General features: G+C 69.5%; 13 protein-coding genes. 12 read left to right on the top strand and 1 reads right to left on the bottom strand.

Going from position 1 to position 24,861, the window contains the following annotated elements; genetic code table 11:
- Window positions 1–190: 190 nt before the first annotated feature.
- A complete protein-coding gene (locus tag ACX80L_RS05690; protein ID WP_459288265.1) occupies window positions 191–2,944 on the top strand; it encodes a LuxR C-terminal-related transcriptional regulator in 2,754 nt (917 codons plus the stop codon).
- Window positions 2,944–5,658, top strand: coding sequence for a LuxR C-terminal-related transcriptional regulator (locus ACX80L_RS05685; RefSeq protein ID WP_459288264.1), 2,715 nt, complete (start codon window positions 2,944–2,946; stop codon window positions 5,656–5,658). Before ACX80L_RS05690 ends, ACX80L_RS05685 begins: the two co-directional genes overlap by 1 nt.
- Before the next feature lie 404 nt (window positions 5,659–6,062).
- On the opposite strand, the gene ACX80L_RS05680 is transcribed toward ACX80L_RS05685, so the two are convergent.
- On the bottom strand, window positions 6,063–6,449 hold the full coding sequence (locus ACX80L_RS05680; protein WP_459288262.1) for a VanZ family protein: 387 nt from the start codon (window positions 6,447–6,449) through the stop codon (window positions 6,063–6,065).
- A 364-nt stretch (window positions 6,450–6,813) separates the two neighbouring features.
- Here ACX80L_RS05680 and ACX80L_RS05675 point away from each other — a divergent pair, with 364 nt between their 5' ends.
- The 10 genes from ACX80L_RS05675 (at window position 6,814) to ACX80L_RS05630 (ending at window position 24,853) form a co-directional block, all read left to right on the top strand.
- Window positions 6,814–7,464 carry a 50S ribosomal protein L25/general stress protein Ctc gene (locus ACX80L_RS05675; RefSeq protein ID WP_133082043.1) on the top strand — a complete coding sequence of 217 codons (651 nt, stop codon included), beginning with the start codon at window positions 6,814–6,816 and terminating at the stop codon, window positions 7,462–7,464.
- Window positions 7,465–7,478: 14 nt separating this feature from the next.
- Window positions 7,479–8,066, top strand: a complete 588-nt coding sequence (pth, locus tag ACX80L_RS05670) for an aminoacyl-tRNA hydrolase (protein ID WP_133082044.1) — start codon at window positions 7,479–7,481, stop codon at window positions 8,064–8,066.
- Window positions 8,067–8,264: 198 nt separating this feature from the next.
- Window positions 8,265–10,904, top strand: a complete 2,640-nt coding sequence (locus ACX80L_RS05665; protein ID WP_459288259.1) for a LuxR C-terminal-related transcriptional regulator — start codon at window positions 8,265–8,267, stop codon at window positions 10,902–10,904.
- Window positions 10,901–13,579 (top strand): helix-turn-helix transcriptional regulator, encoded by a 2,679-nt coding sequence (locus tag ACX80L_RS05660; protein WP_459288257.1) that lies wholly within the window; start codon window positions 10,901–10,903, stop codon window positions 13,577–13,579. The genes ACX80L_RS05665 and ACX80L_RS05660 overlap by 4 nt, the downstream gene beginning before the upstream one ends.
- Window positions 13,580–14,039: 460 nt before the next feature.
- Entirely contained in the window at window positions 14,040–15,530 is a 1,491-nt protein-coding gene (locus ACX80L_RS05655; RefSeq protein WP_459288255.1) for a sugar transferase, read from the top strand.
- A gap of 80 nt (window positions 15,531–15,610) precedes the next feature.
- Window positions 15,611–16,057: an adenylyltransferase/cytidyltransferase family protein gene (locus ACX80L_RS05650; protein ID WP_133082048.1), complete on the top strand. Its 447-nt coding sequence runs from the start codon at window positions 15,611–15,613 to the stop codon at window positions 16,055–16,057.
- Between the two features lie 56 nt (window positions 16,058–16,113).
- Entirely contained in the window at window positions 16,114–17,292 is a 1,179-nt protein-coding gene (locus ACX80L_RS05645) for a DUF1972 domain-containing protein (RefSeq protein ID WP_459269286.1), read from the top strand.
- Between the two features lie 160 nt (window positions 17,293–17,452).
- A complete protein-coding gene (locus ACX80L_RS05640) occupies window positions 17,453–18,151 on the top strand; it encodes a DUF4352 domain-containing protein (protein ID WP_459288254.1) in 699 nt (232 codons plus the stop codon).
- On the top strand, window positions 18,148–19,410 hold the full coding sequence (locus ACX80L_RS05635; RefSeq protein ID WP_459288252.1) for a hypothetical protein: 1,263 nt from the start codon (window positions 18,148–18,150) through the stop codon (window positions 19,408–19,410). The genes ACX80L_RS05640 and ACX80L_RS05635 overlap by 4 nt, the downstream gene beginning before the upstream one ends.
- On the top strand, window positions 19,403–24,853 hold the full coding sequence (locus ACX80L_RS05630) for a PKD domain-containing protein (RefSeq protein WP_459288250.1): 5,451 nt from the start codon (window positions 19,403–19,405) through the stop codon (window positions 24,851–24,853). The genes ACX80L_RS05635 and ACX80L_RS05630 overlap by 8 nt, the downstream gene beginning before the upstream one ends.
- Window positions 24,854–24,861: the final 8 nt, after the last annotated feature.

The following is a 24,861-nucleotide window of genomic DNA, read 5'->3' as shown; positions in this document are numbered from 1 at the left end:
ACACCCGCACGACCTCCCTGGTTCTCCAAGTATTCACGTGGAGGAAAGCGAGTAGTAAACCCGCACCGCAGGTACGAAATTCAAGTAGAAGCCCCCGTGAATCCGTAGCGGCCACTCGTGCCGCGTCCCCCTTCCCTTCCTAGGCTGACCTTCAGACACCTGTTCAAAGCTGGGAAGAAGTAGGTCCTCAATGCGGTCTCACAGTCTCGTCGAATCCCGTCCCGTCCCGCCTGTCGCGTCGCCGCTCCTCCCGGGGGCGTCCCGGTGGGGCCAGGCGGCAGCGCACACGGCCTTCATCGGCCGCGCCGGAGAGACGGCGAGCGTCCTGCGGGCCGTGCGGCAGCCGGGTTCGGCAGGGGCAGTGGTGGTAGGGGCCGCCGGCATCGGCAAGACAGCCCTGCTGCATCACGTGCAGCGCTCCCTCGCCGAGAACTACCTCGTCCGGGTCCGCGGGCTCCGCTCTGCCACATCCTCCCCCTTCCGGGCGCTGAGTTTCCTGCTGTCGGAGCTGCCCGGCACGGTCACCCACCCGGCGCTCGTGTTCACTGCGGTGTCGACGTACCTCCGCGCGGAGGCGGGCGGTCGCCGGGTGGTCTTCGCCGTCGACAACGCCGAGCACCTGGACAGATCGTCCTCGACGCTGATCGGACAGCTCGTCGCGGCGAACGTAGCCTCCGTGGTCCTGACGGTGACCGACTTCGCGCAGGCGGATCCCGTCTTCATGACGATGTGGCGCAATGCCTCACTGCGGCGACTGGACCTCGCCCCCTTCACCTTCGAGGAGACCCGGCTCTTCGTCGAGTCCGAGCTCGACGCCCCCGTCAGCAGGGAGGGCCTCGAGGTCCTCTGGGCCGTCGGCGGAGGCAACCTCCCGGCGACCCGTGCCGCCCTGAGGGGCTATGTGCAACGCGGGACGCTCGCACGGCGCGGTGCGGCATGGGTGCTCCTGCCGGGCCGGCCGGTGGTGGGCCAGGACCTCGTCGCCCACTCGCCACTGCTGCTCCAGCTCGCGCCCAATCAGCGGAGCGTGGTGAACCTCGTGGCCCTCGCAGGGGCGCTCGACTGGTCCGATCTCGCACGGGGTGCAGACTCCGCCGACCTCGACGCGCTGCAGGATGCCGGCATCCTCACCATCGACGCCGGGGCGGAGCCGCGTGCCCGCCTCGCCACGCCCGGATTGTCGGCAGCCGTGGCCGAAGCCGTCGGCGCCTCCGAGGCGAGCGACCTCTACCAGCATCTCCAGGGACTCCGGGCAGCGCCCCATCAGCTCGCCGCCGACCCGGCCCGCCTGGTGGCATGGTTGATGCGCGCCGCGCACCCGGTCAGCGAGGACCAGGCGGTGGCCGCTGCGGCTGCCCTGAACGACGACGGCCGCTATTCCCGCGCGGCAGAGCTCCTCGCGGCGCTGGATCTCCCCGACTCGGACCGCCTGGTGTACCAGGCCGTCCGGGCAGCGCTCGGCCAGGGATCCCTCAGGACTGCGACGCTCCACCTGTCGGCCCTCGCCGACCGGGAGGACCGGCTGGATCGCACCACGTGGACGCTGTCCAGGATCGCGGAGTCCAGGATGCGGCGCCTTCGGCCGGTCGTCGACGCCCCGGAACCGATCGCCGAGGCCTCGGAGCGGTTGGCCGCCTGGCAGCAGCAGGCGCTGGAAGCAGGAGACGACGGATCGGTGGCGGAGCTGGCGCGGCTCGAGCGCCGGCTGTTCGCCGAGCGTGCTGCGCTGGCTTCGTTCTCCGGGCGCTACAGCGACAACCTCGGAAGCCTGGCGGGTGTCGTCGACACCGACCTCGCAGCGTCCGCGGGTCGCGAGGAACTCGAGTTCCAGGTCGAGGTCCAGTCACTGCTCCTCGAGGCGCAGGTCGTCGTGGACGACCGGTCGCTGAGCCACGATCTGGCACGATCGCTGGCACGCCTCCTCGTGCATCCCGACGTACCCTACGGGCTCGCGGACGCCGCGCTGCTCCGCGTCGAGGTCGCCCTCCTCATGACCGGTGGCTGGAGCGACACGGCACGGCTCCTCGGGTCGATCAGGCACTCGAACGCCCGGTGGTCGTTCAGGAGCGGGTCACTCGCCCAGCTCTTCGAAGGCCTGACGATGATCGCCCTCGGCCGCGCCCGCGATGCCGGCCGCGCCCTCGAACCGGTGGTCGAGCAGCTGCGCATCGCGGATCCGCACGGGATCCTGCCGCTTGCAGCAGCAACGCTCACGTTCAGCCATGCGCTCGCCGGACCACTGGAGCAGGTCATCGCGCACCTGCCCCTGTCCGAGCCGGGCCGGGGCAGTTCATGGGTGGTGCGCCGTGCTGCCCGCCACTACCAGCTCCTGGCATCGGCGCGCACGGAGAATCGCGGGGAAGCCGCCCGCCGACTGCAGGATCGGGCCTCGAGCGACCTGCAGCAGGGGGCGCGCGTCTGGGCCCTCGTGAGCCTGGCCGCTGCCGTGCGCCTCGGCCGCCAGGAAGCCGTGGCCGATCTCGGCGCGCTCGCCGCCACGGTGCGTGGACCGCTGGCGCGAACGTGCTCCCTGTACTCGCGGGCACTCCTGGACTCCGACGTCGGGTTGCTCATCGAGGCGATGGAGTGCGCGGCCGCATCGGACGACTACCGGCTCGTGGCGGACATCGCGCAGTCCGGTATCAACGCCACGACCCGGAACCAGGACAGGACGGGACTGCGCGTCATCCAGCGGCGGCTGAGGGAGCTGTTGCCCGACGCGCCCCAGGCCGACGCCGGCGGGGTCGACCTCGACTCCCTCACCGCCCGCGAGCGTGAGGTCGCGGCACTGGCGGCGGCGGGCAGGAGCAACCGGGCGATCGCCCAGAAGTTGGTGGTATCCGTCCGGACGGTCGAGGGTCACCTGTACCAGGTGTACTCGAAGCTCAGCGTCAGCACGCGGGCGGAACTCGCAGAACTCGTCCCCGCGGAGAGCGGCCTCTGATGTTCTCCGCACTGTCCGGGGATGTTCCACTCGTCGGCCGCAGTGCACTGCTCTCCTCCATCGAGCGCGCGCTCGAGCGGGACGACGTCTATGGGACGTTCATCTACGGGGACACCGGGACCGGCAAGAGCGCCCTGGCACGACACCTCCTCAAGCATCTGCAGGGCGAGTCCGTCCCCTTCCTGGTATCACCCGCCCCCGCGCTGGGAGCCATCCCGTACGGCGCGCTCGCTCCCTTCCTCACGGACGCGACACCGGAGGACATGGGTTCCCCGCTCTCCGTCCTCCGCATGGTGATGTCCTTCTTCCGGAGCAGGGCCAACGGCCGCTCGATCGTCGTCGTCGTGGACGACGCGCACCTGCTCGACGACGACAGCAGCCACCTGCTGGCGCAGCTCGTCGCGTCGCGGACCGTAGGGCTCGCCGCGTTCTCGCGATCCGTCACCCCGGTGTCCGACGAGCTCGTCTCGCTGTGCCGTGACGGCCTGCTCGAGCGGTTCGACGTGGGCCCCCTGAACTACGCGGAAGCGCTGGACCTGTGCGAGCAGGTGCTCGGCTCGGGCATAGTCCGCGGGGCGAGTGACCGCCTGTGCGACGAGGCCTCCGGGAACCCGCTGTTCCTCAAGGCGATCCTCGACGAGGCGCTGATGAACGGGAGCCTGACCAGGCCCGACGGCGTGTGGACCCTGGCCGACGGTGAACTCAGCATCCCGGCCGCCCTGACCGACCTCGTGCGCGCCATCCTGATGGAGTTCGACGACGTCCAGCGCAAGGCGTTCGAGGTGCTCGCCCTGGGCGAGGTCGTCGCCTTCGCCGACCTCGTGAGCGTGACCAGCGAGGAGGCGGTGTCCGCGCTGCTGACGGAGGGCGTCATCCGGAGCCTCCCCGACGATCCGGCTTTCGCCGTCCACACCCACGGCCTGTACGCGCGCATTGCCCGCACGCTCATCCCGCTGGGCCGCAGCGCCGCGATGCACCGCGAACTGGGGTCGTCCAGCCACGGACTGCCTCTTCCGCCCCGGGCCAGGATCAGGAACGCCCTGTGGAGCCTGGACTGCGGCGAACCCGTCGAGGAGGATCGGCTGCTCGACCTGGCGCCCCTTGCGCTGACCCTGCTGGACCCCCGCTCGGCCCTGAGGATCGCGGACGCGATCCGGGGAGAGCACCTCGCCGCGGCCGCGCGGACGCACCGCGCGACGGCCCTGCTCGAGCTGTCCCGGATCGAGGATTCCCGGAACCTGTCCAAGGGGCTCCTCGAGGAGACCGGCACTCCCGAGCTGATCGCCGCCGCGGGTGTCCTCGAGGTGAGGCAGCTGCTCGCAGCAGGCGAGGACGTCGCAGGGACGGAGGCGATCGTCACGCGCTGGTCCGCTGCCCTGGCTGCCCTTGCGCCGGGCGGCAGCCGGACCTCCGACGCCGGACCGGGGACGGGGAGCGGAGGTGGCCCGGCTGCCGGCCTCGTCGACAGCGAGCAGTGCCGCGTCGTCGTCCAGGCTTTCGGGTGGAACCTCGCCGGGCGGTTCGGCGAGACGGTCCGTGTCCTCCGGCCCCTTCTCGGGACCAGCACGAATCCGCGCGTGACGGCACTGGGGCATGCCGTTTTGGCCGAAGCACTCGGTGCGCTCGGCCGGAGCTCGGAAGGACGGAGCCACAGTGCCGCCGCCCTCGCGCTGACGGGGTCGGAGGTGCATCCCATGCCGGACCTGCATCGGGTGGCAGTCCTCCGCCATGTGAGCCTGCTCGTGCACAGCGGAGAGTTCGAGGCGGCCGACCAGGCGACGGCTGCCTATGCGCCCCCGGCGGGCCGTGACTACTCGTTCACCAGTGGGAGCCTCGCCGTGCTCGACGCAGCGACCGATGTGCGCCGCGGACACTTCTCCAGCGGGCTGGCGAAGCTCCGCCCCGCCCTGGCCTCGCTGCGTGCGTACGATCCTGATGCTCTGCTGCCGTACGCCCTCGGTGTCACCGGCTGGGCTGCTGCCGCCCTGGGGGAGGCGGACCTCGTCGACCAGTGTTCCGGAGAGCTCATTGCCACGCAGCAGCGCGGGAGCCGCCCGTACGCACTCCTCGGCAGGGCCTTCGACGACGCTGCCCACACGCTCCTCCGCAGGGGTGCCAGGCATTCGGAGCTCCTGCAGTACGCCGCCGAGGCCCGGCGGAACGAGTGGTTCTGCTGCGAGAAGGACGTCCTCGAACTCGCGACGGCGCTCGCCGACGAGCAGTCGGCCGGGCTGCTGGCGCGCGCAGCCGACACGATGGAGGGAGCGGAGGCCGCCATCCTGCACGACTATGCCGCGGCCCTGATCGCCCATGATGCCGCCGCCATCGCGGAGGCAGGTGACCGTGCCGAATCCTTCCAGAAATACCTGCTTGCCACGGACGCCTGCCGCCGCGCGATGGAGGTCTATGCCGAAGCGGGGGATGCGAGGTCGCAGCGCGCCCTTGCGGCCGTCGTGCGCCGTCGCCGCGGCCTGATCGACGGGGGCCTGCTCGTGGAACCGGTCGAGCCCGAGGGCCTGTCCCCGCTCACGTCGAGGGAACGTGAGATCGCCACGCTCGCGCTGCAGGGGCTCTCCAACAAGGACATAGCGCGGAGCCTGACGGTCTCGACCCGGACCGTCGAGGGCCACCTCTACCGCATCTACGTGAAGCTGGGGATCGGCCGACGCGAGGAGCTCACCACCGAACTCGAGGCTCTCCTGCGAGCCACGTAGCCCCCATGCCAGGGCTAGGTAATCCTGGTACCGATCTAGGTAGTCCTGGGTCCGATTAGGGTCCGTACTACTCGTGATCGCCCCCGACGAGCAGCCTAGAGTTGTAGACGTCGGAGACGGTGCACCGGGAAATCCGGACACCATGCACGGCCCACGAGCTGGGTCGGCGGCGTAGGAGTTCTCTTGAGACCAGGACTTCGTCCCCAGCCGCCGCCGACCCTCACCCCTGGCAGCCCCCGGGATTCCGGGAGCAGGGACATCGGATCGGCCCTTCACCGCGAGGTGGGGGCCGATCTGCTTTTGACGGCACAGTGCGGCACGAGCCGGCCCACCCGCGGACAGCCCGGACGCCAGGGGCGGACAGCCCGGACGCCAGGCGCGGACAGCCCGCACGCCAGGCGCGGTCAGCGCCGGTGCCGCCGAACCCTCAGCATGGTCCACGCGAGGAGTGTCCCGGCAGTGGCGCCGATCGTATTGGCCGCCACATCGTAGGGGCTGGCGACACGCTGTGACAGCGCGACCAGCTGGACGGCCTCGATCAGCCCTGACAGACCGAAGGCCACGACCGGTCCGAGCCAGCGCCAGCCGCGCGGAGCGAGGAGGAAGAAGAACAGGCCCAGGGGGAGGAACATCAGGGCGTTCGCGGTGAATTCGACGAACCCGTAGTCGAACCACCCGGGCACGCCGTACCCCTGCACGAAAGCCAGGCCCCGGCGCAGGAGATCGCCCGCATGGCGGTCGACGGGCAGGGGCGAGAAGACGATGAAGCCGACCCCCAGGAGCCACAGCATGCACAGTGCGAGCGTGACGAGGCGGTAGCGCGGTGACGGCAGGGGTGCGGTGCTCAGGAGGGATCCTTGGGATGAGGACGGACGGCGACGGCTTCGACGCGGGCGACAACCCCAGTATCGTCGACGCGGCACCCCGTGCTGTAGGATGGACGGCGATGCCTAGGCGAGGGAGCGGCCTGGATCCCCAATGAATCGGGAATCCGTGGTGAACTCCGTGATCGACGGTGGCTAGCGAGGTTTCCCGGTCTGCCCTCCAGCAGCGAGGGCGGTTTCCTGGACCGGATCGTTACGCGTTCCTCCCGCCCCGGCGACGTTCCCGTCGTGGCCGCATCAGCGGCCGCTCACACGTTACCAAGGAGAAACCATGTCCGAGCAGAAGCTCGCCGCACACGTCCGCACCGAGTTCGGCAAGGGGGCGGCCCGTCAGGCCCGCCGCGCCAACATGATTCCCGCCGTCGTGTACGGCCACGGTGCCGACCCCATCCACGTCCTGCTGCCCGCCAAGGCCACGACGCTCGCGGTCCGCACCGCCAACGCCCTGCTCACCCTGGACATCGACGGTGAGGACCACCTTGCGCTCGTCAAGGACATCCAGCGCAATCCCCTCAAGCAGATCGTCGAGCACCTCGATCTCCTGACCGTCCGCCGCGGCGAGAAGGTCCAGGTGGACGTCGCCATCCACGTCGAGGGCGAGCCCGCCGCCGACGTCGTCTCCAACCTCGAGGCGAACACGGTCCTCGTGGAAGCCAACGCGACCGACCTTCCCGAGACGCTCACGGTCAGCATCGAAGGCCGCACGGTGGGTCAGCACGTCCACGCCTCGGACATCGTGCTGCCCTCCGGTGTCGTCCTCCTCGTGGACGCGGACACCCTCATCGTCAACCTGTCCGGCGAGACCGAGCAGGACCTCGGCGAGACCCCTGAGTCCGACGCCGACACCGAGGGCACCTCCGAAGGCGCGACGGCGGCTGACGCCGACGCCGACGCCGTCATCACCGACGCCGACGAGCAGTAAGCAGGCACTGCACGGTGTCCACTGACACCTGGCTCGTAGCCGGGCTCGGGAATCCCGGGCCCGGCTACAGCGGCAACCGGCACAACGTGGGACAGATGGTCCTGGATCTCCTCGCGGATCGTCTCCGTGGCCGGTTCACGACATCGAAGGCGCAGGCCGTCACGCTCGAGGGCCGGCTCGGGATCGGCGGGCCGCGGCTCGTGCTGGCCAAGCCGCTCACCTACATGAACACGACGGGCGGGCCGGTCTCGGCGCTCGCCCGTTTCCACGATGTGGCTCCCGACCACGTCATCGCCGTCCACGACGAGATCGACATCCCCTTCAACACCGTGAAGGTCAAGCTCGGCGGGGGAGAGGGCGGCCACAACGGACTCCGCGATATCAGCAAGGCCCTCGGCACCAAGGACTACCACCGCGTGCGTGTCGGCGTCGGTCGCCCGCCAGGACGTCAGGACCCGGCCGACTTCGTGCTGAAGGATTTCGGTACGGCGGAGAAGAAGGACCTGCCGTTCCTGCTCGACGACGCCGCCGACGCCGTGGAGCAACTCATCACGGAGGGTCTGCTCGCGGCACAGCAACGCTTCCACGCGCAGAGATCGTGACGAGCCGCGCAAATCTTGAGCAGACCCTGCCGATCACCGCGCCGGGATCGACGGGTTCGGAAGCGGCCTGCCTGTAAAGTGGGCCGCTAGGACAAGCGTCGTGGGGCGGAACTTCATGCAGGAGTGCAAACGTGGGTCCGGCCCCGGGCCGGCGCCGGAGGTCATCGAACCGGGACCGGGCGCGCTCGGGTGTACTCCATGACCGTGGTCGACGGTCGCTGGCCCTTCGCCGGTCGCGACACCGACGTCGCACGGATCCGTGCCGTCCTCGGCGAGGAGCCCGCGCGCGGCGTCGTCCTCGTGGGTCCGTCGGGCATCGGCAAGACGATGATCGCCCAGCAGGTCGTCGGAGGACTGGCGCGGAACGTCGACACCATCTACCTGCGCGGGTCGGCAGCCCACGCCACCACCCCGTACGGTGCCCTCAATGTGCTGCTCGCGGAGCTCGACGAGGACACCGCCCGGAACCCGCTGCTGGTTCTCAGCGCACTGCAACGCATGTTCGAGGAGCACCCGGCCCACCGTCGGACCCTCATGCACATCGACGGTGTCGAGGAGATCGACGAACTCTCGGCGACGGTGATCGCTCATCTGGCCCGCGTCGGGGCGGTTCGCCTCCTCGTCACCTGCGAGGACCTCTTGCGCGCTCCTGCAGAGCTCTTCGATCTGTGGAAGGACGAGTTCCTCGAGCGGTTCGACATCCAGCCCCTCACGCTCGATGACGCGACCGGGATGCTCACCACCGCCCTGGGCGCCCCCGTGTCACGGTCGGCCGCCCAGGAACTGTGGGCCTCCAGCGGCGGCAACCCGAAGTACCTCCAGATCGCGACGAAGACTGACGTCGCCTCCGGGCACCTGCTCCAGTGCGACGGCGTCTGGGTGACCCGCGACGTCCCGCGCTCGGACTCCGGCCGCTCCCTGACGGATTGGGCGGCCGCCAACCTCGCCGCGCTGCCGGCGGAGGACCGGGTGATCGTCGAGGTCCTCGCCGCGGCCGGCCGGGTGCCCCTGACCGTCCTGCTGAGCGCCGTCTCCGCGACGTCGCTCGACGCCCTGCAGAGCGACGGCGTCGTCACGCTCGACCGTGAAGGCGTCCCGCTGGCGAGGCTCACCCAGGAGGTGTTCGCGGACGTCGTGCGCGCACAGTTGCTCTCGGCCGGCGGCAGGGCGGCGTTGAGGTCCGTCAGCACCCTGCGCAACGACCCCGGCATGCCGGTGCAGGCACGTCTGGCCCTCGCGGCGTGGGCGCTCGAGGAGGGTGACTCCTTCGACGCAGCCGAACTCGTGGTGCTCGCACGCCTCGCGAACGACGCAGGGATCGACGGCGCCGCCGAGCGCTTCCTCGACGCCCTCCCGCCTTCGCAGGTCGACTGCACCGCACTCCTGGAACGCACCCGGCAACTCTCCATGGACGGCCGTGTGGCGGAGGCACTCGTCACCGTGGAGAACGCTCTCGCGTCCGGGCTGTCGGAGGATGCCCCGCTCGAGGACTGGGTCGATGCACGCCTTCTCGCCGCGCGGCTCAGGGCCCGCACGAACGGCCGGGAGAAGGACTCCGGGGAACTGCTCGACGCCGTCGCCGCGCGTCTCGCGGCCGAGCCCGCTTCCGAGGCCACGGCGGACCTGACGGGCAAGGCGGAGATGGCCCGGATGCAGGTGTATGTCTTCGAGGGGGAACTCGACCGGGTATGCGCGAGCGCCCCCGCGGTGCTCGCCGGGGGCAGGGATTCCACGCGCTGGAGTACCGGGATCAGGAGCCTCCTCAGCTTCGCCCAGGCGGTGATGGGCTCGCAGGAGCAAGCCGTCGCCGCCGCCAGGAATGTCGACGCTCGCGCGGCGAGTGCGCCCTCCGCTCCCTTCGAGCGGGAGCTCACCTCGACCCACCTGTACACGGTGCTCCTCCTGGCGGGCTACTGGACGGAGTGCCTGGACCGGGCGGGGGCGGACGGCGACCTCCCGCCGGTGCTCCCGGCCGGCGGGTCACGCTCGGAATTCGCCGAGGGCGTCCTGCTCGCGTACCTGGGTAGGAGCGGCGAGGCCCTCGAGAAGCTGCTTCCCGCCATCAGCCAGTTCCGGACCCGGGACAGGCACGGCTTCCTGCCGCTCGCCGAAGCGGCCGCTGCCTATGCGCAGGTCCTCGAGAACGCCCCGGATGCCGCCGAGGACCACCTGCGCGCCATCGACCTCTCCGGACAGCGCTATCCGTGGCACCTCCGGGAGGCGGTGCAGTACTTCCGGCTGCTGGCCGAAGCCTGGCTCGGGACCCCGGATGTCGTCGCGACGGAGTTCCTGGAGCATGCCCTCGTCCTCGGCAGCAGGGGGTACTACGGCGTCGAGCTCTTCTTCCTCAACCAGGCCGTCCAGCTCGGACAGCACGAAGCGGCCGATCTGCTGGCCACCTCCGCCGCCGCCGCCGACGGGCCGTACGCGCGGCTCAGCCGCGACTTCGCCCAGGGGCTGGTGGCACAGGACCCGGGCGGACTGAAGGAACTCGCCCGACGCGCACTCGACAGCGGGAACTACAACCTCGCCGGGGACATCGCGGCACTCAGCATCGAGCACCTCACCGAGACCGATGACCCGATGATCCGGGTGCATGCGGAACAGATCCTGCGCAAGACCTCCACACCGGCCCGGCGCCATGTGCGACGGAGGGTACTGAGCGAACGGGAGCGGGCCATCGCGCGCATGGTCGCGCAGGGAGTGCCGAACAAGGAGATCGCGCAGCAGGAGCACATCTCGCCGCGGACGGTGGAGGGCCACGTGCACCAGGTCATGTCCAAGCTCGGCCTGTCCACCCGCAAGCAGCTCGCCCTCATCTTCGGACAGCAGCAATGACCGACATGGGAACGGCCATCGACCTCGTCGGCCGTGCTCGGCTCGTCGAGGACATCGTTGCAGCACTCGACGAGTCGGGCGGATTCGGCGTGATGATCGTCGGCGCGGCCGGCATGGGGAAGACGGCCGTCGCGCGGTCCGTCCTGAAGCGCCTGAACTGGACAGCCCCGGTGCTGCGCATCACGGGAGGCCCCTCCCTGCGCAGCATCCCGTTCGGGGCGCTGGCACCCTACCTCCACACGCTGTCGGTGGCGGACGCGGAATCACCCGTCGCCGTCCTCCGCGCGGTGCTGGGGCACCTGACGGGTGAGAGCACGGGCCGGACGCAGCATCCGCCCCTCCTGGTGATCGACGACGCCCATGAACTCGACAGCAGTTCGAGTGCTCTCCTCGCCCAGCTGGTCAGTGCGCGGCGGGCCAAGGTGCTCGTCATGAGCCGCGATGTCACGACCGCCCCCGTCGAGTTCCGCAGTCTGGGCGCCGATGGTCTCCTGGCACGCTTCGACCTCACGCCACTGGATCCCGATGCGGTGAGTGCCCTGAGTTCGCAGCTGCTCGGCGGGCCGGTCCTGACGGGCACCGCGCACATGCTCGCCCTGACGACGGGCGGAAATCCGCTGTTCCTCCGCGCATTGCTGGAGCAGGGTCCCGGCGAGGGCTACCTCGGCCGGCACGACGGCGTCTGGCGTCAGGTCACCGAGCGGCCGATGCTCTCCCCGCGACTCCGGGACCTCGTCCGCTCGCAGCTCCGACTGCGCAGCGCAGCTGACCTCGAGGCACTGGAAACCGTCGCCCTTGCGGAACCCATCGCCCTCGACACCGTGGTCCGATGCGTGGACGCCGATGCTCTCAACCGTCTGAGGGACGATCGCCTGATTGCCGTCGGGCCCGGACCGGGCGCCCCCGTCTCGGTCGAACACCCGCTCCACGGCGAAGTCCTCCGCAGCCAGGTCCCTGCTGCACGCAGTACGGCGATCCGCCGGAAGGTGCTCGCTGCCGCCGAACCCGGATCGCAGTCCCTCGAAGGTTTCCTCCGGATGGTGGTCTGGGGACTCGACTGCGGTGTCCCGCCCGACGACCGGGAGCTCCTCGAGGCCGCCACCGTCGCCAACGGGCTCCGGGACTCCGACGTCGCCCTCCGGACCGCCCGCGCCGTGTCCGCGCCAGGACTCAGGGGGCGTGCCCTCATCGAGATCGCCCGGGTGCATGCCCGCAGGGGCGACCTGGCGTACGCACGGGAGGTCGTGGACAACGCACTGCGGCGCTGCACGGACCTGCGTCTCGCGAAGGACGCCACGCTGTTGTCCCAGGAGCTCAAGCTGAGCTCCCTGGCCTCCTACGAGGACCTGCGCGAGGACGTCGACCGCTGGAGGTCCCTCATCGCCCGGGTAGAGCTGCAGGAGGGCGCTCGCCTTCCTGCCGAGGAGGTCGCCCGGGCGCAGCTCGGCTGCAGGATCCTCGAGTGTCGCGTCCTCGTCCTGCAGGGGCGATTCGCCGGTATCGAGGACGAACTGCGCGATCTCATCGCTGGTTCCCGAGGCACGCCCGAGGCCCACGTGGGGGCGATGATCGTGCTCGCCGAACTGCTCGGCAGTATGGGCCGCCCGGTCGACGCCAGTGCCTTCTCGGCGGCTGCGCTGGACAGCATCGACGCCGCGGGAGCAGCCCTGCTGGGATACCGCGAGTTCGCCGCTGCGCAGCACGTCCTGGCGCTGTGCGGGCGTGGGCAGGAGGCAGAGGCGAAGACGGTCCTGCAGGCGTACTCGCGGGTCCAACCGTGCAGCATCGTGTATCTTGCAGGTTGGAGCGATGTCATCGACGGCCACACCGCACTCCGGGAGGGCCGGAACCGGGAAGCCCGGAGCAGGTTCCTCCTCGCGCTCCAGGCACTCCGGGGAAGCGATGCCACGCACGTGACGACACTGCTGACGGGCCTTGCGGCGTACGCCTGTGCGCTCGCCGGTGATACCGCCGGCGCCGCCGCACTCGTCGACGCTTTCGAGGGGACGCCGGAGCAGGGGTCCCGGGCGATGATCGTGGGTGGGCGCATCTTCGTGACGGCGACCGCGGCTCTCCTGGGAGATGTCCCTGGTGCCACCGCGGAGCTGGTCAGCATCGCCGCGGAGGCCGAGGCCGCCCAGATGAAGCAATGGGCGGTCACCGCACTTCGGCTCTCGCTCCTGCTGGGAAACACGGATTCCGTGGGCCCCCTCACCGATGCCCTCCAGGACTTCCAGGGCGCGTGCACCACAGGCCTGCTCGATTTCGCGGTGGCGGCCGGAACGAAGGACGCCGACGCCATGGTCGCCGCAGCCACCGCGGGGGGAGCGCACGGGGACGTGGCCTTCGAATATGCGGGTCTGTCCGTCGCCCTGCAACTGGCAGGGGAGCAGGGCTCGAGTCGTTCGGCCCGTGCGATCCAGCGACGGCTGGTGACGCTGGGCAAGCGGTGGGAGGGGCCCGTGCCGCCGGCGCTGGTCTCGGCATCTGCCGCGGAGACCACGTCCCGTCTCACGCCCACGGAGCGCACGATCGTCGCACTCGTCAACGAGGGCTATTCGAACCGTGAGATAGCGGACGCCAAGAATGTCTCGGTCCGGACGGTGGAGGGCCATCTGTACCGGATCTTCGCCAAGCTCGGCGTCAACCGCCGAGAGGATCTGCGGGAGTCCTGAGGCGCCACCACACGTAGGGCTAAGTGTCCTACGTACTGTTCACGAGTAGTTCACGCGTAGTCCTACGTAAGGACCCAGGACCGATCGCGTAGGTCCTACTCGTGTGCCGATAAACCCCTCTCTCTAAGATTTCGACAAGAGCTCGCAGGCAGGGCTGGGGAAATTCTTGAAGAATCGGGTCTCATTTATGGGTCGTTCATTTTGCGGCATTCGCCACCCGTCAGGGGAAGGCGCCCACTCTATATTTCCTCCGAGTTCCGGCCGACGGCATTCCACCGAATCCGTCGTCCTGAATCATTTGCAGACCGGTTGCCGCGCCAGCGGCACCCGAGTCGCATCCACGATCGGAGCCGGCGATGTCAGGACCTTCTGAGACCAAGGTCCGTCCCCAGCCGTCGTCGGCTCCCCAGTTCAACCCGTCGTGCAGCACTGGCGCTGCATCCTCGAAAGGGGGCACACGATGACGCAGATGCAGAGTTCACCCGGCAGATTCGCCACGGTCCCGAGAACCACAGCGGCCTCCAGGTCGATCGCCACCTCGGGCACGGCGTGGCGCCGCCGCTACCAGGTCTCGCTGATGGCCACCGATTCCGTGCTCATCCTCGGGATCCTGCTGCTGACCGTGAATGTCCTGACACTCGACGACAGCAGCCGGCGGCTGACGGAGGTCCTCCTCCTCGGCGGCGCGATCGCCGCCGGATGGGTGACGGCGATGTCGCTCTTCCGGACGCGGGACTCCCGCATCGTGGGCACCGGAGCCGGTGAGTACAAGAAGGTGGTGCGCGCGAGCCTCGCCACCTTCGCGGCCGCCGCCGTCGTCGTCGCTCTCCTGGATCTCGATCACTTCCGGAGCCTGCTCGTCCTCGCCCTGCCGTCGGGCACGGCGCTCCTGCTGTCGAGCCGGTGGTTGTGGCGCCAGTGGCTGCTGCACCAGAGCCACCTGGGACACTATCTCTCGAAGGTCGTCGTCGTCGGTCAGCCCGCCGACGTCCGCTATGTCGCCGCCCAGCTGGCCAAGAAGTCCGGTGCGGCGTACACCGTCGTCGGCGCCGTCTACGAGGGCAGGTCCAACCCGGCGGCCCTGCACACGGGCGAGCGGATCGTCCCTGTGGTCAGCGGTCTCCGGAAGATCGAGGACTTCGTGGCGTACACGGGGGCGGATGCGGTCATCGTGGCCGGTCATCTCCACAAGGGCAGTTCCTACATCCGGGAACTCGGGTGGCGCCTCGAGGAGTCCTCGACCGAACTGGTGCTCGCGTCGGCGCTCACCAATGTCGCCGGTCCGCGCATCACCATGCGGCCCGTCGAAGGGCTGCCCCTCATGCACGTCGAACTGCCGCAGTTCACCGGCGGGCGCCACATCCTGAAGAGGGCCCTGGACATCGTCGTCTCCGCCACGGCACTGCTCATCCTGGCGCCGGTGTTCCTCGTGCTGGTGATCGCCATCCGGCGGGACACCCCGGGAAACGCCTTCTTCGCGCAGGAGCGGGCAGGCAAGAACTCGGCGGTCTTCAGGATGTTCAAGTTCCGCTCCATGGTCGTCACGGCCGAGGACGAGCTCGAGGTCCTGCGGGAGCGGAACCAGGGCAACGGCGTGCTGTTCAAGCTGCGCGACGACCCACGGGTGACCCGGATCGGACGGATCATCAGGAAGTACTCCCTCGACGAGCTTCCCCAGTTCTGGAACGTCCTCCGCGGTGAGATGTCCCTCGTAGGACCCCGACCCCCGCTCGTCAGCGAGGTCTCCGGGTACGAGGAGCACACGCACCGCCGGCTCCTGATCAAGCCAGGGCTCACCGGCCTGTGGCAGGTCAGCGGACGGTCGGACCTCGACTGGGAGGAGAGCGTGCGACTCGACCTCTACTACGTCGAGAACTGGTCGGTCACCGGTGACCTCATCATCATCTGGCGCACCTTCAAGGTGATGCTCAAGCCCGTCGGTGCCTACTGATGCGCCCCTCTCCGCCGGCAACCGGGATCCCGGCACCGGCAGCCACGCCCGCGGTCGCGGCCACCAGCGAAGGAAGCCCCATGGGAATCAGGATCGGATATGCCGCCGGTGCGTTCGACCTCTTCCACGTCGGCCACCTCAATCTGCTCCGTCACGCCAAGAGCGAGTGCGACTTCCTCATCGCAGGCGTCGTCTCCGACGAACTGCTGGAGAAGAACAAGGGGAAGAGACCGGTCATCCCCCTGATCGAACGGCTCGAGATCGTCGAGAGCGTGCAGTTCGTCGACCGCGCGGTCGCCGAGACCGCTCCGACCAAGCTCGACATGTGGAAGCAGCTCGGCTTCAACGTCTTCTTCAAGGGCGACGACTGGAAGGGCACTCCCCAGGGGCTCGCCCTCGAGGAGTCCTTCGCCCGGGTCGGCGTCGAGGTCGTCTACTTCCCGTACACCGTCCACACCTCGAGCACCTTCCTGCGGCGGACCCTGGAGCTCCTCAACGCTCCAGAGGTCCAGCAAGCCGCCCTCTGACACAACGATCCGTGCACCCGCCCCTTCGAGCGGTGCGCAGCAACTGGGAGCCCATCATGTACCTGCCGTCGTCCCGCTCGACACCCCTTCGCATCGCCCTGGTCGGAACCCGCGGGGTGCCGGCCCGCTACGGGGGGTTCGAGACCTGCGTCGAGGAGGTCGGGCAGCGCCTGGCCGCGCGCGGCCATGACGTCGTCGTCTATTGCAGGACGTCGGACGACACGGATCCCGCCGAGAACGAGTACAGGGGGATGACCCTCGTCCACCTGCCCGCCCTCAAGCGACGGTCGCTCGAGACGCTCAGCCACACCGGGCTCTCGGCCGCGCATCTGTTCGTCAAGCGTGCCGACGCCGCCATCGTCTTCAATGCGGCCAACTCGCCGTGGCTGCCCGTCCTGCGCGCAGCAGGCATACCCGTCGCGACGCACGTCGACGGGCTCGAGTGGAAGCGTGCCAAGTGGGGACCCCTGGGCAAGAGGTACTACCGGGTCGCCGAATCGCTCGCGGTCCGCTGGTCCGACGCCCTCATCGCGGATGCCGCCGGAATCCAGGACTACTACCGCCAGGAATTCGGCGTCGACAGCACCTACCTGGCCTATGGTGCTCCGATCCTCGAAGGCGGAGCGTCGCACCGGCTCGCGGAACTGGACCTCACCCCCGGCGGCTACCACCTGGTGGTGGCCCGGTTCGAGCCGGAGAACCACGTCCATGTCATCGTCGAGGGGTACGTCCGCAGCAACGCGGAGCTGCCGCTGATCGTCGTCGGCTCCGCCCCCTACTCCGACGACTACACGCAGCACGTCACAGCGCTGGGCGACGAGCGGGTGCGCTTCATCGGCGGGGTGTGGGACCAGGAACTCCTCGACCAGCTGTATGCCAACGCACGGATCTACTGGCACGGCCATTCCGTCGGCGGCACCAACCCGTCGCTCCTCCGCGCGATGGGGGCCGGCGTCGCGACCAACGCCTTCGACGTGAACTTCAATCGCGAGGTGCTGGGGACCAACGGCGAGTACTTCGCCGACGCGGCCGCCATCCCGGCGCAGGTGCATGCAGCGGAGGCCTCGGCGTCGGACACCGTGCTCCGCGGCAAGAAGTCCCAGGTGGATGCCCTGGCGTACGACTGGGATCGCGTGGCGGAGGGTTACGAGCGGTTGTGCCTCGAGCTCGCCGGCCGCCGCGGTGGCCGCGGACGTCGTTCCGGCGCCTTCCCGCTCACCGAGACCGCTCCCTGAGGCGGCACGGCCGGACCACCCGCCGATGGGGATTCCGAGTGGTCCGGACAGCGGTTTCGGAAGGCTACAGGTAGTCGCTACTCGTGTTTTCCCATCCGCAGGATTCTACGGTTTACCCAGCTTATCCGTCCTCCCCGGACGTACTGACGATTGGTCTCATATGAACAACCGACACCTGACCCACGGACGTGCCAGGTCGCTCCCATGGCGGGCCGCGAGCGCGTCCCTCCTCGTCGCTGTCATCGTCTTCACGGCCGGTTGCAGCGACGCTGCCGGGACCAGCGGGACGGCGGTGGAATCGGCCGGTCCGAAGGCATCGGCGTCGGCGAGTCCGGCGGACCCGAAACCCGGCCCCGACCCCGGCGAATCCGGTGGGCCGGCCGGTGGACCGGCGTTCGAGCCGGCGTCCGCTGGTGCACCGGAGGTGAGCCGTGGAGGCGGGGCAGCGACCCGCGGAGCGGAGGTCGACCCCGTGTCCTTCGCGGAGGAGGCGTCCTGGGACGACGGGCTGGAGGCGACGACGGGGGGATTCTCCCGGGGGACCATCACGGCCACCGGAGCCGGCGCCATCGCCGGGGCAGCCTACGTCACCATCGAGGTCGAGCTCCGGAACGGGTCGGCGGACGCCGTGGACCTGAACACGGTGGTGGCCACCCTCATGACCGGCGAGGAGCCGGTCCCCGCTGCTCCGACCTACGACGTCGACGGCGTCTCGGATCTCTTCGGGACGCTTGCTCCGGGTGAGACGAGAACGGGGACCTACGCGTTCCAGGTCGGCGCCGACACCACCACGGGGACGTTCTACCTCGACGTCGACGACGAGCACGCGGTCGCCACGTTCGACGGCGCCTTCCAGTGAGAGCTCGCATCCGGCGCTTGCTGCCGGCGGGGCTGGCGGCGCTCGCCCCGTGCACCCAGGCCGTCGGCAGCATGCTGCTGATCCTGGTCGCCAGCAGGACCATGGACCTGGCCGACGTCGGTCTCTTCAGCCTCCTGTACGGCTTCTTCGTCCTCGGGTCCGGACTGGTCAGCGGCTTCGTCGGAGACAGCCTGACGGTCCTGGACCGCGGCGCGTCCAGCATCCGGGGAGCGCTCCAGGCGTGGTTCCTGCTCCTGGCCGGCCTCGCCGCAGGGCTCATCGCGGTGGCCGGTCTCCTCGTCGGCGTCACCGGTCCCGCACAATCGCTCGTCGTGGGCCTCGCAGGGTTCGCCTTCGTCAGCGAGGAGATCATCCGGCGCCTGCTGATGGTCGACCTCAGGTTCGGGCGCGTCACGCTGGTCGACCTCGCGATGATCCTCGGCACGGCCCTGAGTCTCCTCGCCGCTGCCGGCGACGGCCTGCACCTCCTCGATTTCGTCGTCTCGGTCCTGGTGGGACAAACGGCCGGAGCGCTCGCCGGGGTGCTCCTGCTCCCCAGGTCCGAGCGGTACCTCGTGTCGATGCGGAGATCCTCCCTCCGACAGGTGGCAGCATTCGGGAGCTGGCGGGCCGCGCAGCAGAGCCTGCGGCCCGCGTTGCTGGCGGGAATCCGGTTCGTGGTGATCCTGTTCGTCGGCCTTGCCGCAGCGGGCGAACTGGAGGTCGCGAGGGTGTACGCCGCCCCGGCCCTCCTCCTCATCGGCGGCCTGTCATCCTTCCTCTTCTCCTCCTACGCGCGGGATTCGTCCAAGCCGCTGCAGGAACTCGTCCACCGGGCCGACCGGGCGGTGACCGCACTCGTCGTCCTGGCCATCGTCGGTTCGGCCGGCGCACTGCTGCTGCTGCCCGTGGCCGGGCCCCTGCTCACGGGGCGGATGCCGGATCCACTCGCCGTGACCGGCTGGTTGTGCCTCTCCCTGGGTATCGGTGTGAGCATCCCCTACGGCTCACTGGCCGCGGTACGGGGCAAGGCAGCCACGGTGTTCGGCGTCCGTCTGGGCGAGAGCGCCCTGTCGCTGGCCCTCGCCGTCGTGGCCGTCGCGCTGTCGGACACCTTCGTCCTCGCACCCCTGTGCTGTGCCATCGGCTCCCTGATCGGCGCCGTCTGTCTTCGCCTGGTCGTCCTTCGACCCAGGCGCGTCACGTCCTCCACCCCATCCTCCGCTCCGCAGAAAAGGCGGTTTGAGACGCATGTCTGAACCCACGACAACACGCCCGAGTTCGTCCCGCCCCTGGCTCGTGTCCCGACTGGCGAGGGCGATCGCGACGATCTCCGTGACCGTGGTCCTCGCCGCGTCCTTCTCCGCGGCGCCCGCCCTGGCGGAGGAACCAGCGGGTGCCGCCACTCCTGCATCGCTTCCCGCGACGGTCAGTGCCGACCTCCTGGTGGCGCCGCAGATCAACGGAGTGGTCTGGTCGACCGCGGTCGACGGCAACACGGCGTACGCTGTCGGCAGCTTTACCCGGGCGCGCCCGGCGGGAGTGCCGGCCGGAGGTGCGGGAGAAGTGGTGCGCAACAACGCCATGGCCTTCAACATCGACACGGGAGCGATCCTGTCGTGGAACCCGAACCTGAACGCCCAGGCGCGCGTCATCGAACTGACGAGCGACCGCAGGCAGCTCTTCGTCGGAGGTGACTTCACCACGGTCAGCGGCCAGGCCCGGAGCAAGATCGCCTCCTTCACGACGGCCACGGGTGCACTCGACGCCACCTTCAGGTCGTCCGCCTCGGGAAGTGTGTACGGCATCGCGGTGACAGCGGACCGGGTCTTCTTCGGCGGCTCCTTCGCGACCGCCGGCGGGAGCGCACGATCGAACGTGGCAGCCGTCGCCCGGACCACCGGTGCGCTGCTGCCCTGGGCTCCTGCTGCGAATGGGATGGTGCAGTCGATCGTGGCGGCGCAGGACAACAGCCGCATCGTCCTGGGGGGACGGTTCCAGGAGCTGAACGGTGCACGCACGATCGGTATCGGAGCGGTCGACGGCGTCAGCGGAGCCAGCCAGGCGTGGTCCAGCACCCCCATCCCTGCGGCGGCAGGCACGAGTTCCTCCTGGGTGACGCAGATGATCCTCCGGGACGGCGTCGTCTACGCAGGAGCCAACGGAGACGGAGGGCACTGGTTCGACGGGCGCTTCGCCGCCGACTTCGCGACGGGTGACCTCGTCTGGCTCGACAACTGCTACGGGTCCACGAGTGACGTCTCGGTGATGGGCGAGATCATGTACTTCGTCTCCCACGCGCACGACTGCGCCTCCGTCGGGAGTTTCCCGGAGGAGAACCCGACGATCTGGCGCCGGCTCATGGGCAATACGATCTACGCGACGGGAACCGACCAGGCGCCGCCGGGCAGCAACAGCTCGTACTCGGGCCAGCCCGTGCCCACCCAGCTCCACTGGTACCCGTCGATCAACACGGGGTTCTACACCAACCAGTTCCAGGGTGGCTGGGCCATGGACAACAACGGGACGAAGATCGTCGTCGGCGGGGAATTCACCACCGTCAACGGCGTGGCCCAGCAGGGTCTCGCGGTCTTCGGGTCGAAGGCGGTAGCGCCGAACAAGGTCCGTCCGGAGTACACGACGGCCCTGAAGCCGACCGCCGTCTCCCTGGAAGCCGGTGCAGTACGCGTCGCGTGGCCCACCACCTGGGACTACGACGACGAGAAGCTCACCTACGAACTCCTGCGGGACAACAGCCTGACCGCGATTACGACGATCACCGAGGCCTCGAGCTGGTGGAAGGTCAAGACGCTGGGGTTCTTTGACACAACGCGCACCGCCGGAGCGACCCACACCTACCGGGTCCGGGTCAAGGATGCGGCCGGCAACGAGTACATCGGTCCGAGGTCGGATCCCGTGACGGTGGGAACGGGAACCCGCAGTGCCTATGCCGACCTCATCGCGAAGGACGGTGCTTCGGCGTACTTCCCGCTGAACGAACAGTCCGGCAGCTCCTTCGTCGACAACATCGGCTTCAACGATGCGGTCGCCGGCACGGGGCTGACCCGCGGGGTGGACGGCTCGATGCCGTCGACGACGGCCACCCGATTCGACGGGACCGCCGGCGCGTTCGGCGCGACCCGGACGGTCGAGGCGGGCCCGAACACCTTCACGGTCGAGGCGTGGGTCCGCACCGAGTCGACGACGGGAGGCAAGATCATCGGGTTCGGCAACGCGAAGACCGGTGATTCCGGCAGCTACGACCGGCACGTCTACATGTCGAACGACGGCCGCATCACGTTCGGCGTGTACAACGGTGCGACGTCGACCCTCCGCACCACCGGAGCGTACAACGACGGCAAGTGGCACCTGATCACGGCGTCGATGGGCACGGACGGCATGACGCTGTACGTCGACGGGCTGCGCGAGGCGGCACGGGCCGACGTCACCGCCGGGCAGGCCTACAAGGGTCAGTGGAGGATCGGCGGGGACACGGTGAACGGGTGGCCGAACGCGCCCAGCTCCAGCCGGTTCGCCGGTGACATCGACGAAGTGGCGCTCTACCCTGCCGTCCTGGACCGTCGCGTGGTGCTCGATCACTTCACCGCCAGCGGCAGGACCGCGGCAGTGCCTGCGCCGCCCACTGATGCCTACGGCAAAGCGGTCGATGCGGACGATCCGGCCCTGTTCTGGCGCCTCGACGACTCGGGTTCGGGGAACGCTGTCGATTCCTCCACCTCGCGGACCGACGGCCTGGTGAGCGGCAACGTCACCCGCGAGGCCGCGGGCGTCGTGAAGGGGGTCGCCACCAAGGCGTTCGCCTTCGACGGAACCAGCGGCATGACGGCTGCGACGAAGTCCGAGGCCAACCCGCGCGTCTACAGCATAGAGGCCTGGTTCAGGACGGACACCTCCCGCGGCGGGAAGATCATCGGCTTCGGCAATGCCGACACGGGCCTGTCCGGGAGCTACGACCGGCACGTCTACATGGAGGATTCGGGGAAGCTGATCTTCGGGACGTACACGGGCCAGACGAATTCGATCCAGACGCCGCTGGCCTACAACGACGACACGTGGCACCACGTCGTCGCCAGCCAGTCACCGCAGGGGATGAAGCTGTACGTCGACGGAGCACTGGTCGGGACGAATCCCCAGACGGGCGCGCAGTCCTACACCGGTTACTGGCGCATCGGGGGGGACAGGACCTGGGGCTCCAGCAGCGCCTTCTTCGAGGGCTCCATCGACGAGGTCGCGGTGTACTCCCGGGAGTTGACCCAGGAGCGGGTGAAGGCACACTACGACATCGTCGTCCCCGCGAACCAGCTCCCGGTGTCCGCCTTCACCTCGGAGGTCGACGACCTCAACGTCGTGCTCGACGGCGGTGGCAGCACCGACCCCGACGGCACGATCACCGGGTGGACCTGGTCCTTCGGGGACGGCACCACCGCGGAGGGGGCCCGGGTGCAGCACGCCTATCCGAAGGCCGGTGCGTACGAGGTGTCGCTGACCGTGACGGACAACCGCGGCGGGAAGGCGACCACCACCAGGACGGTGTCGGCCAGCGCGCCGAACGCCCTGCCCGTCGCGGACGTCCAGGCCACGCAGGCCGGTCTGTCCGTCGGGTTCGACGCCTCCGGCTCCACCGATGCCGACGGCTCGATCGCGTCGTACAGCTGGGACTTCGGTGACGGTGCGACGGCGGAGGGAGCGGCGGCGACCCACCTGTTCGGCCGGGACGGCACCTATCCCGTGACGCTGGTCGTCGTCGACGACCGCGGTGGCCGTACCAGCCTCGAGCGCCAGGTCCAGGTGAGCAACGCGGTGCCGACGGCCACGTTCGAGGGAACGAGTTCGGGACTGGACGCGCGCTTCGACGGAACCGGCTCGACGGATGTCGACGGGACGGTCCGCTCCTACAGCTGGGACTTCGGGGACGGTTCCACCGGATCCGGTGCGGTCGCCGATCATCGGTACGCCGCGGCCGGTTCGTACGATGTCACGCTGACCGTCACGGACGACAAGGGTGGGACGGGCGGCTTCGCATCGACGATCGACGTCACGAAGACCAACCAGTCACCGACGGCCGGTTTCCAGGTCACGACGGCGGACCTGCTCGTCCAGGTGGACGGTTCGGAAGCCGCCGACACGGACGGCACCATCACGGCCTACGCCTGGACGTTCGGGGACGGGGCGACCGCCACCGGACGCACCGCCCAGCACGGCTACGCCTCAGCGGGATCCTACGACGTGACGCTCACGGTGACGGACAGCGATGGTGCATCGGCAACGGTGACGAGGACGGTCACGGTGCAGGTCGCACCGCCGGCCAGCCCGACAGCCTCCTTCACGGCGCGGACCGACGATCTCACCGCGACGTTCAGCGGCGCGGGAAGCTCGAGCCCGAACGGGGCCGTGACCACCTACGCATGGTCCTTCGGTGACGGTACGACCGCCACGGGTGTCTCACCCTCCCACGCCTACCGGGCGGCAGGAACCTACGAGGTCGTGTTGACCGTGACCGACGTGCGAGGCGCCACGGCGTCGACGACCCAGACCGTGTCGGTATCGCCCCAGCTGGTCGCGGCCTTCGAGGCGACGACGCAGGGCAGGCTGCTCTCTGCCGACGCCGGCACCTCCGGCGGGACCGTCGTCGCCCACGCCTGGGACTTCGGCGACGGGACGACCGCGGCCGGCGCGACGGCCGGCCACCGGTACACCGAGGACGGCACGTTCGTCGTCGTCCTGACGGTGACCGACGCCGCGGGCCGCACGGCCTCCACCAGCAGGACGGTCACGGTCGCCAACAGCCTCCCGACCAGCTCCTTCACGCCGGTGGTGTCTGGGCTGGACCTGTCGGTGGACGCCACCGCGTCTAAGGACCTGGAATCGCCGGCGCTCACCTACAGCTGGGCGTTCGGGGACGGCACGACGGCGAGCGGCCGGACCGCCACCCACACCTATGCTGCTGCGGGTACCTACACGGTGGCGCTCGTCGTCCGCGACGAGGACGGCGGGGAGACCCGTTCCGAGCAGCGGCTCCTCGTCGAGAAAGCGGTCACGGAGCCACGCATCCTCGCCGGCGACGCCTTCTCACGGATCCTCGCCTCGGGCTGGGGAAGCGCGGACACCGGTGGGGCGTACTCCTACTCCGGCACCCTCTCCAACTTCTCCGTGGCGAACGGCAAGGGGCAGCTCCGGATGGGCTCCGCCGGAGCCGGCCCCTCGGCCTACCTGAACTCCGTCTCGTCCACCGACACCGAGGTCCGCGCGAGCATCTCGGTCGACAAGGCGGCCACCGGAGGAGGCGTGCACCAGTCGTTCCTGCTGCGCGATGTGACCGGCGCAGGTGCCTACACGGCGAAACTGCAGTTCCAGCCGAACGGATCGGTCACGGCCTTCCTGCTGCGGAAGGACACGATCCTCGTGAACCAGACCGTCATCTCCTCGCTGAACTACGCGCCGGGGAAGGAGCTGATGGTCCGGGCCCAGGCGGTCGGTACCGCGCCGACGGTCATCCGCATGAAGGTGTGGGCGGCGGGCACCGCCGAACCCGCGAGCTGGCAGCTCTCCACGAGCGATACGGCCGTCGATTTCCAGAAGGCGGGGCGGATCGGCTTCACGTCCTACCTCTCCGGATCGGCGACGAACGCTCCGGTGGTCGTCCGCTATGACGACCTGTGGGTGGGGGAGGCGCGCCAGTAGCGGCTGGG

It is taken from the genome of Arthrobacter sp. MDT1-48-3 (assembly GCF_054511015.1).
This window is presented reverse-complemented; position numbering and strand designations above follow the sequence as displayed.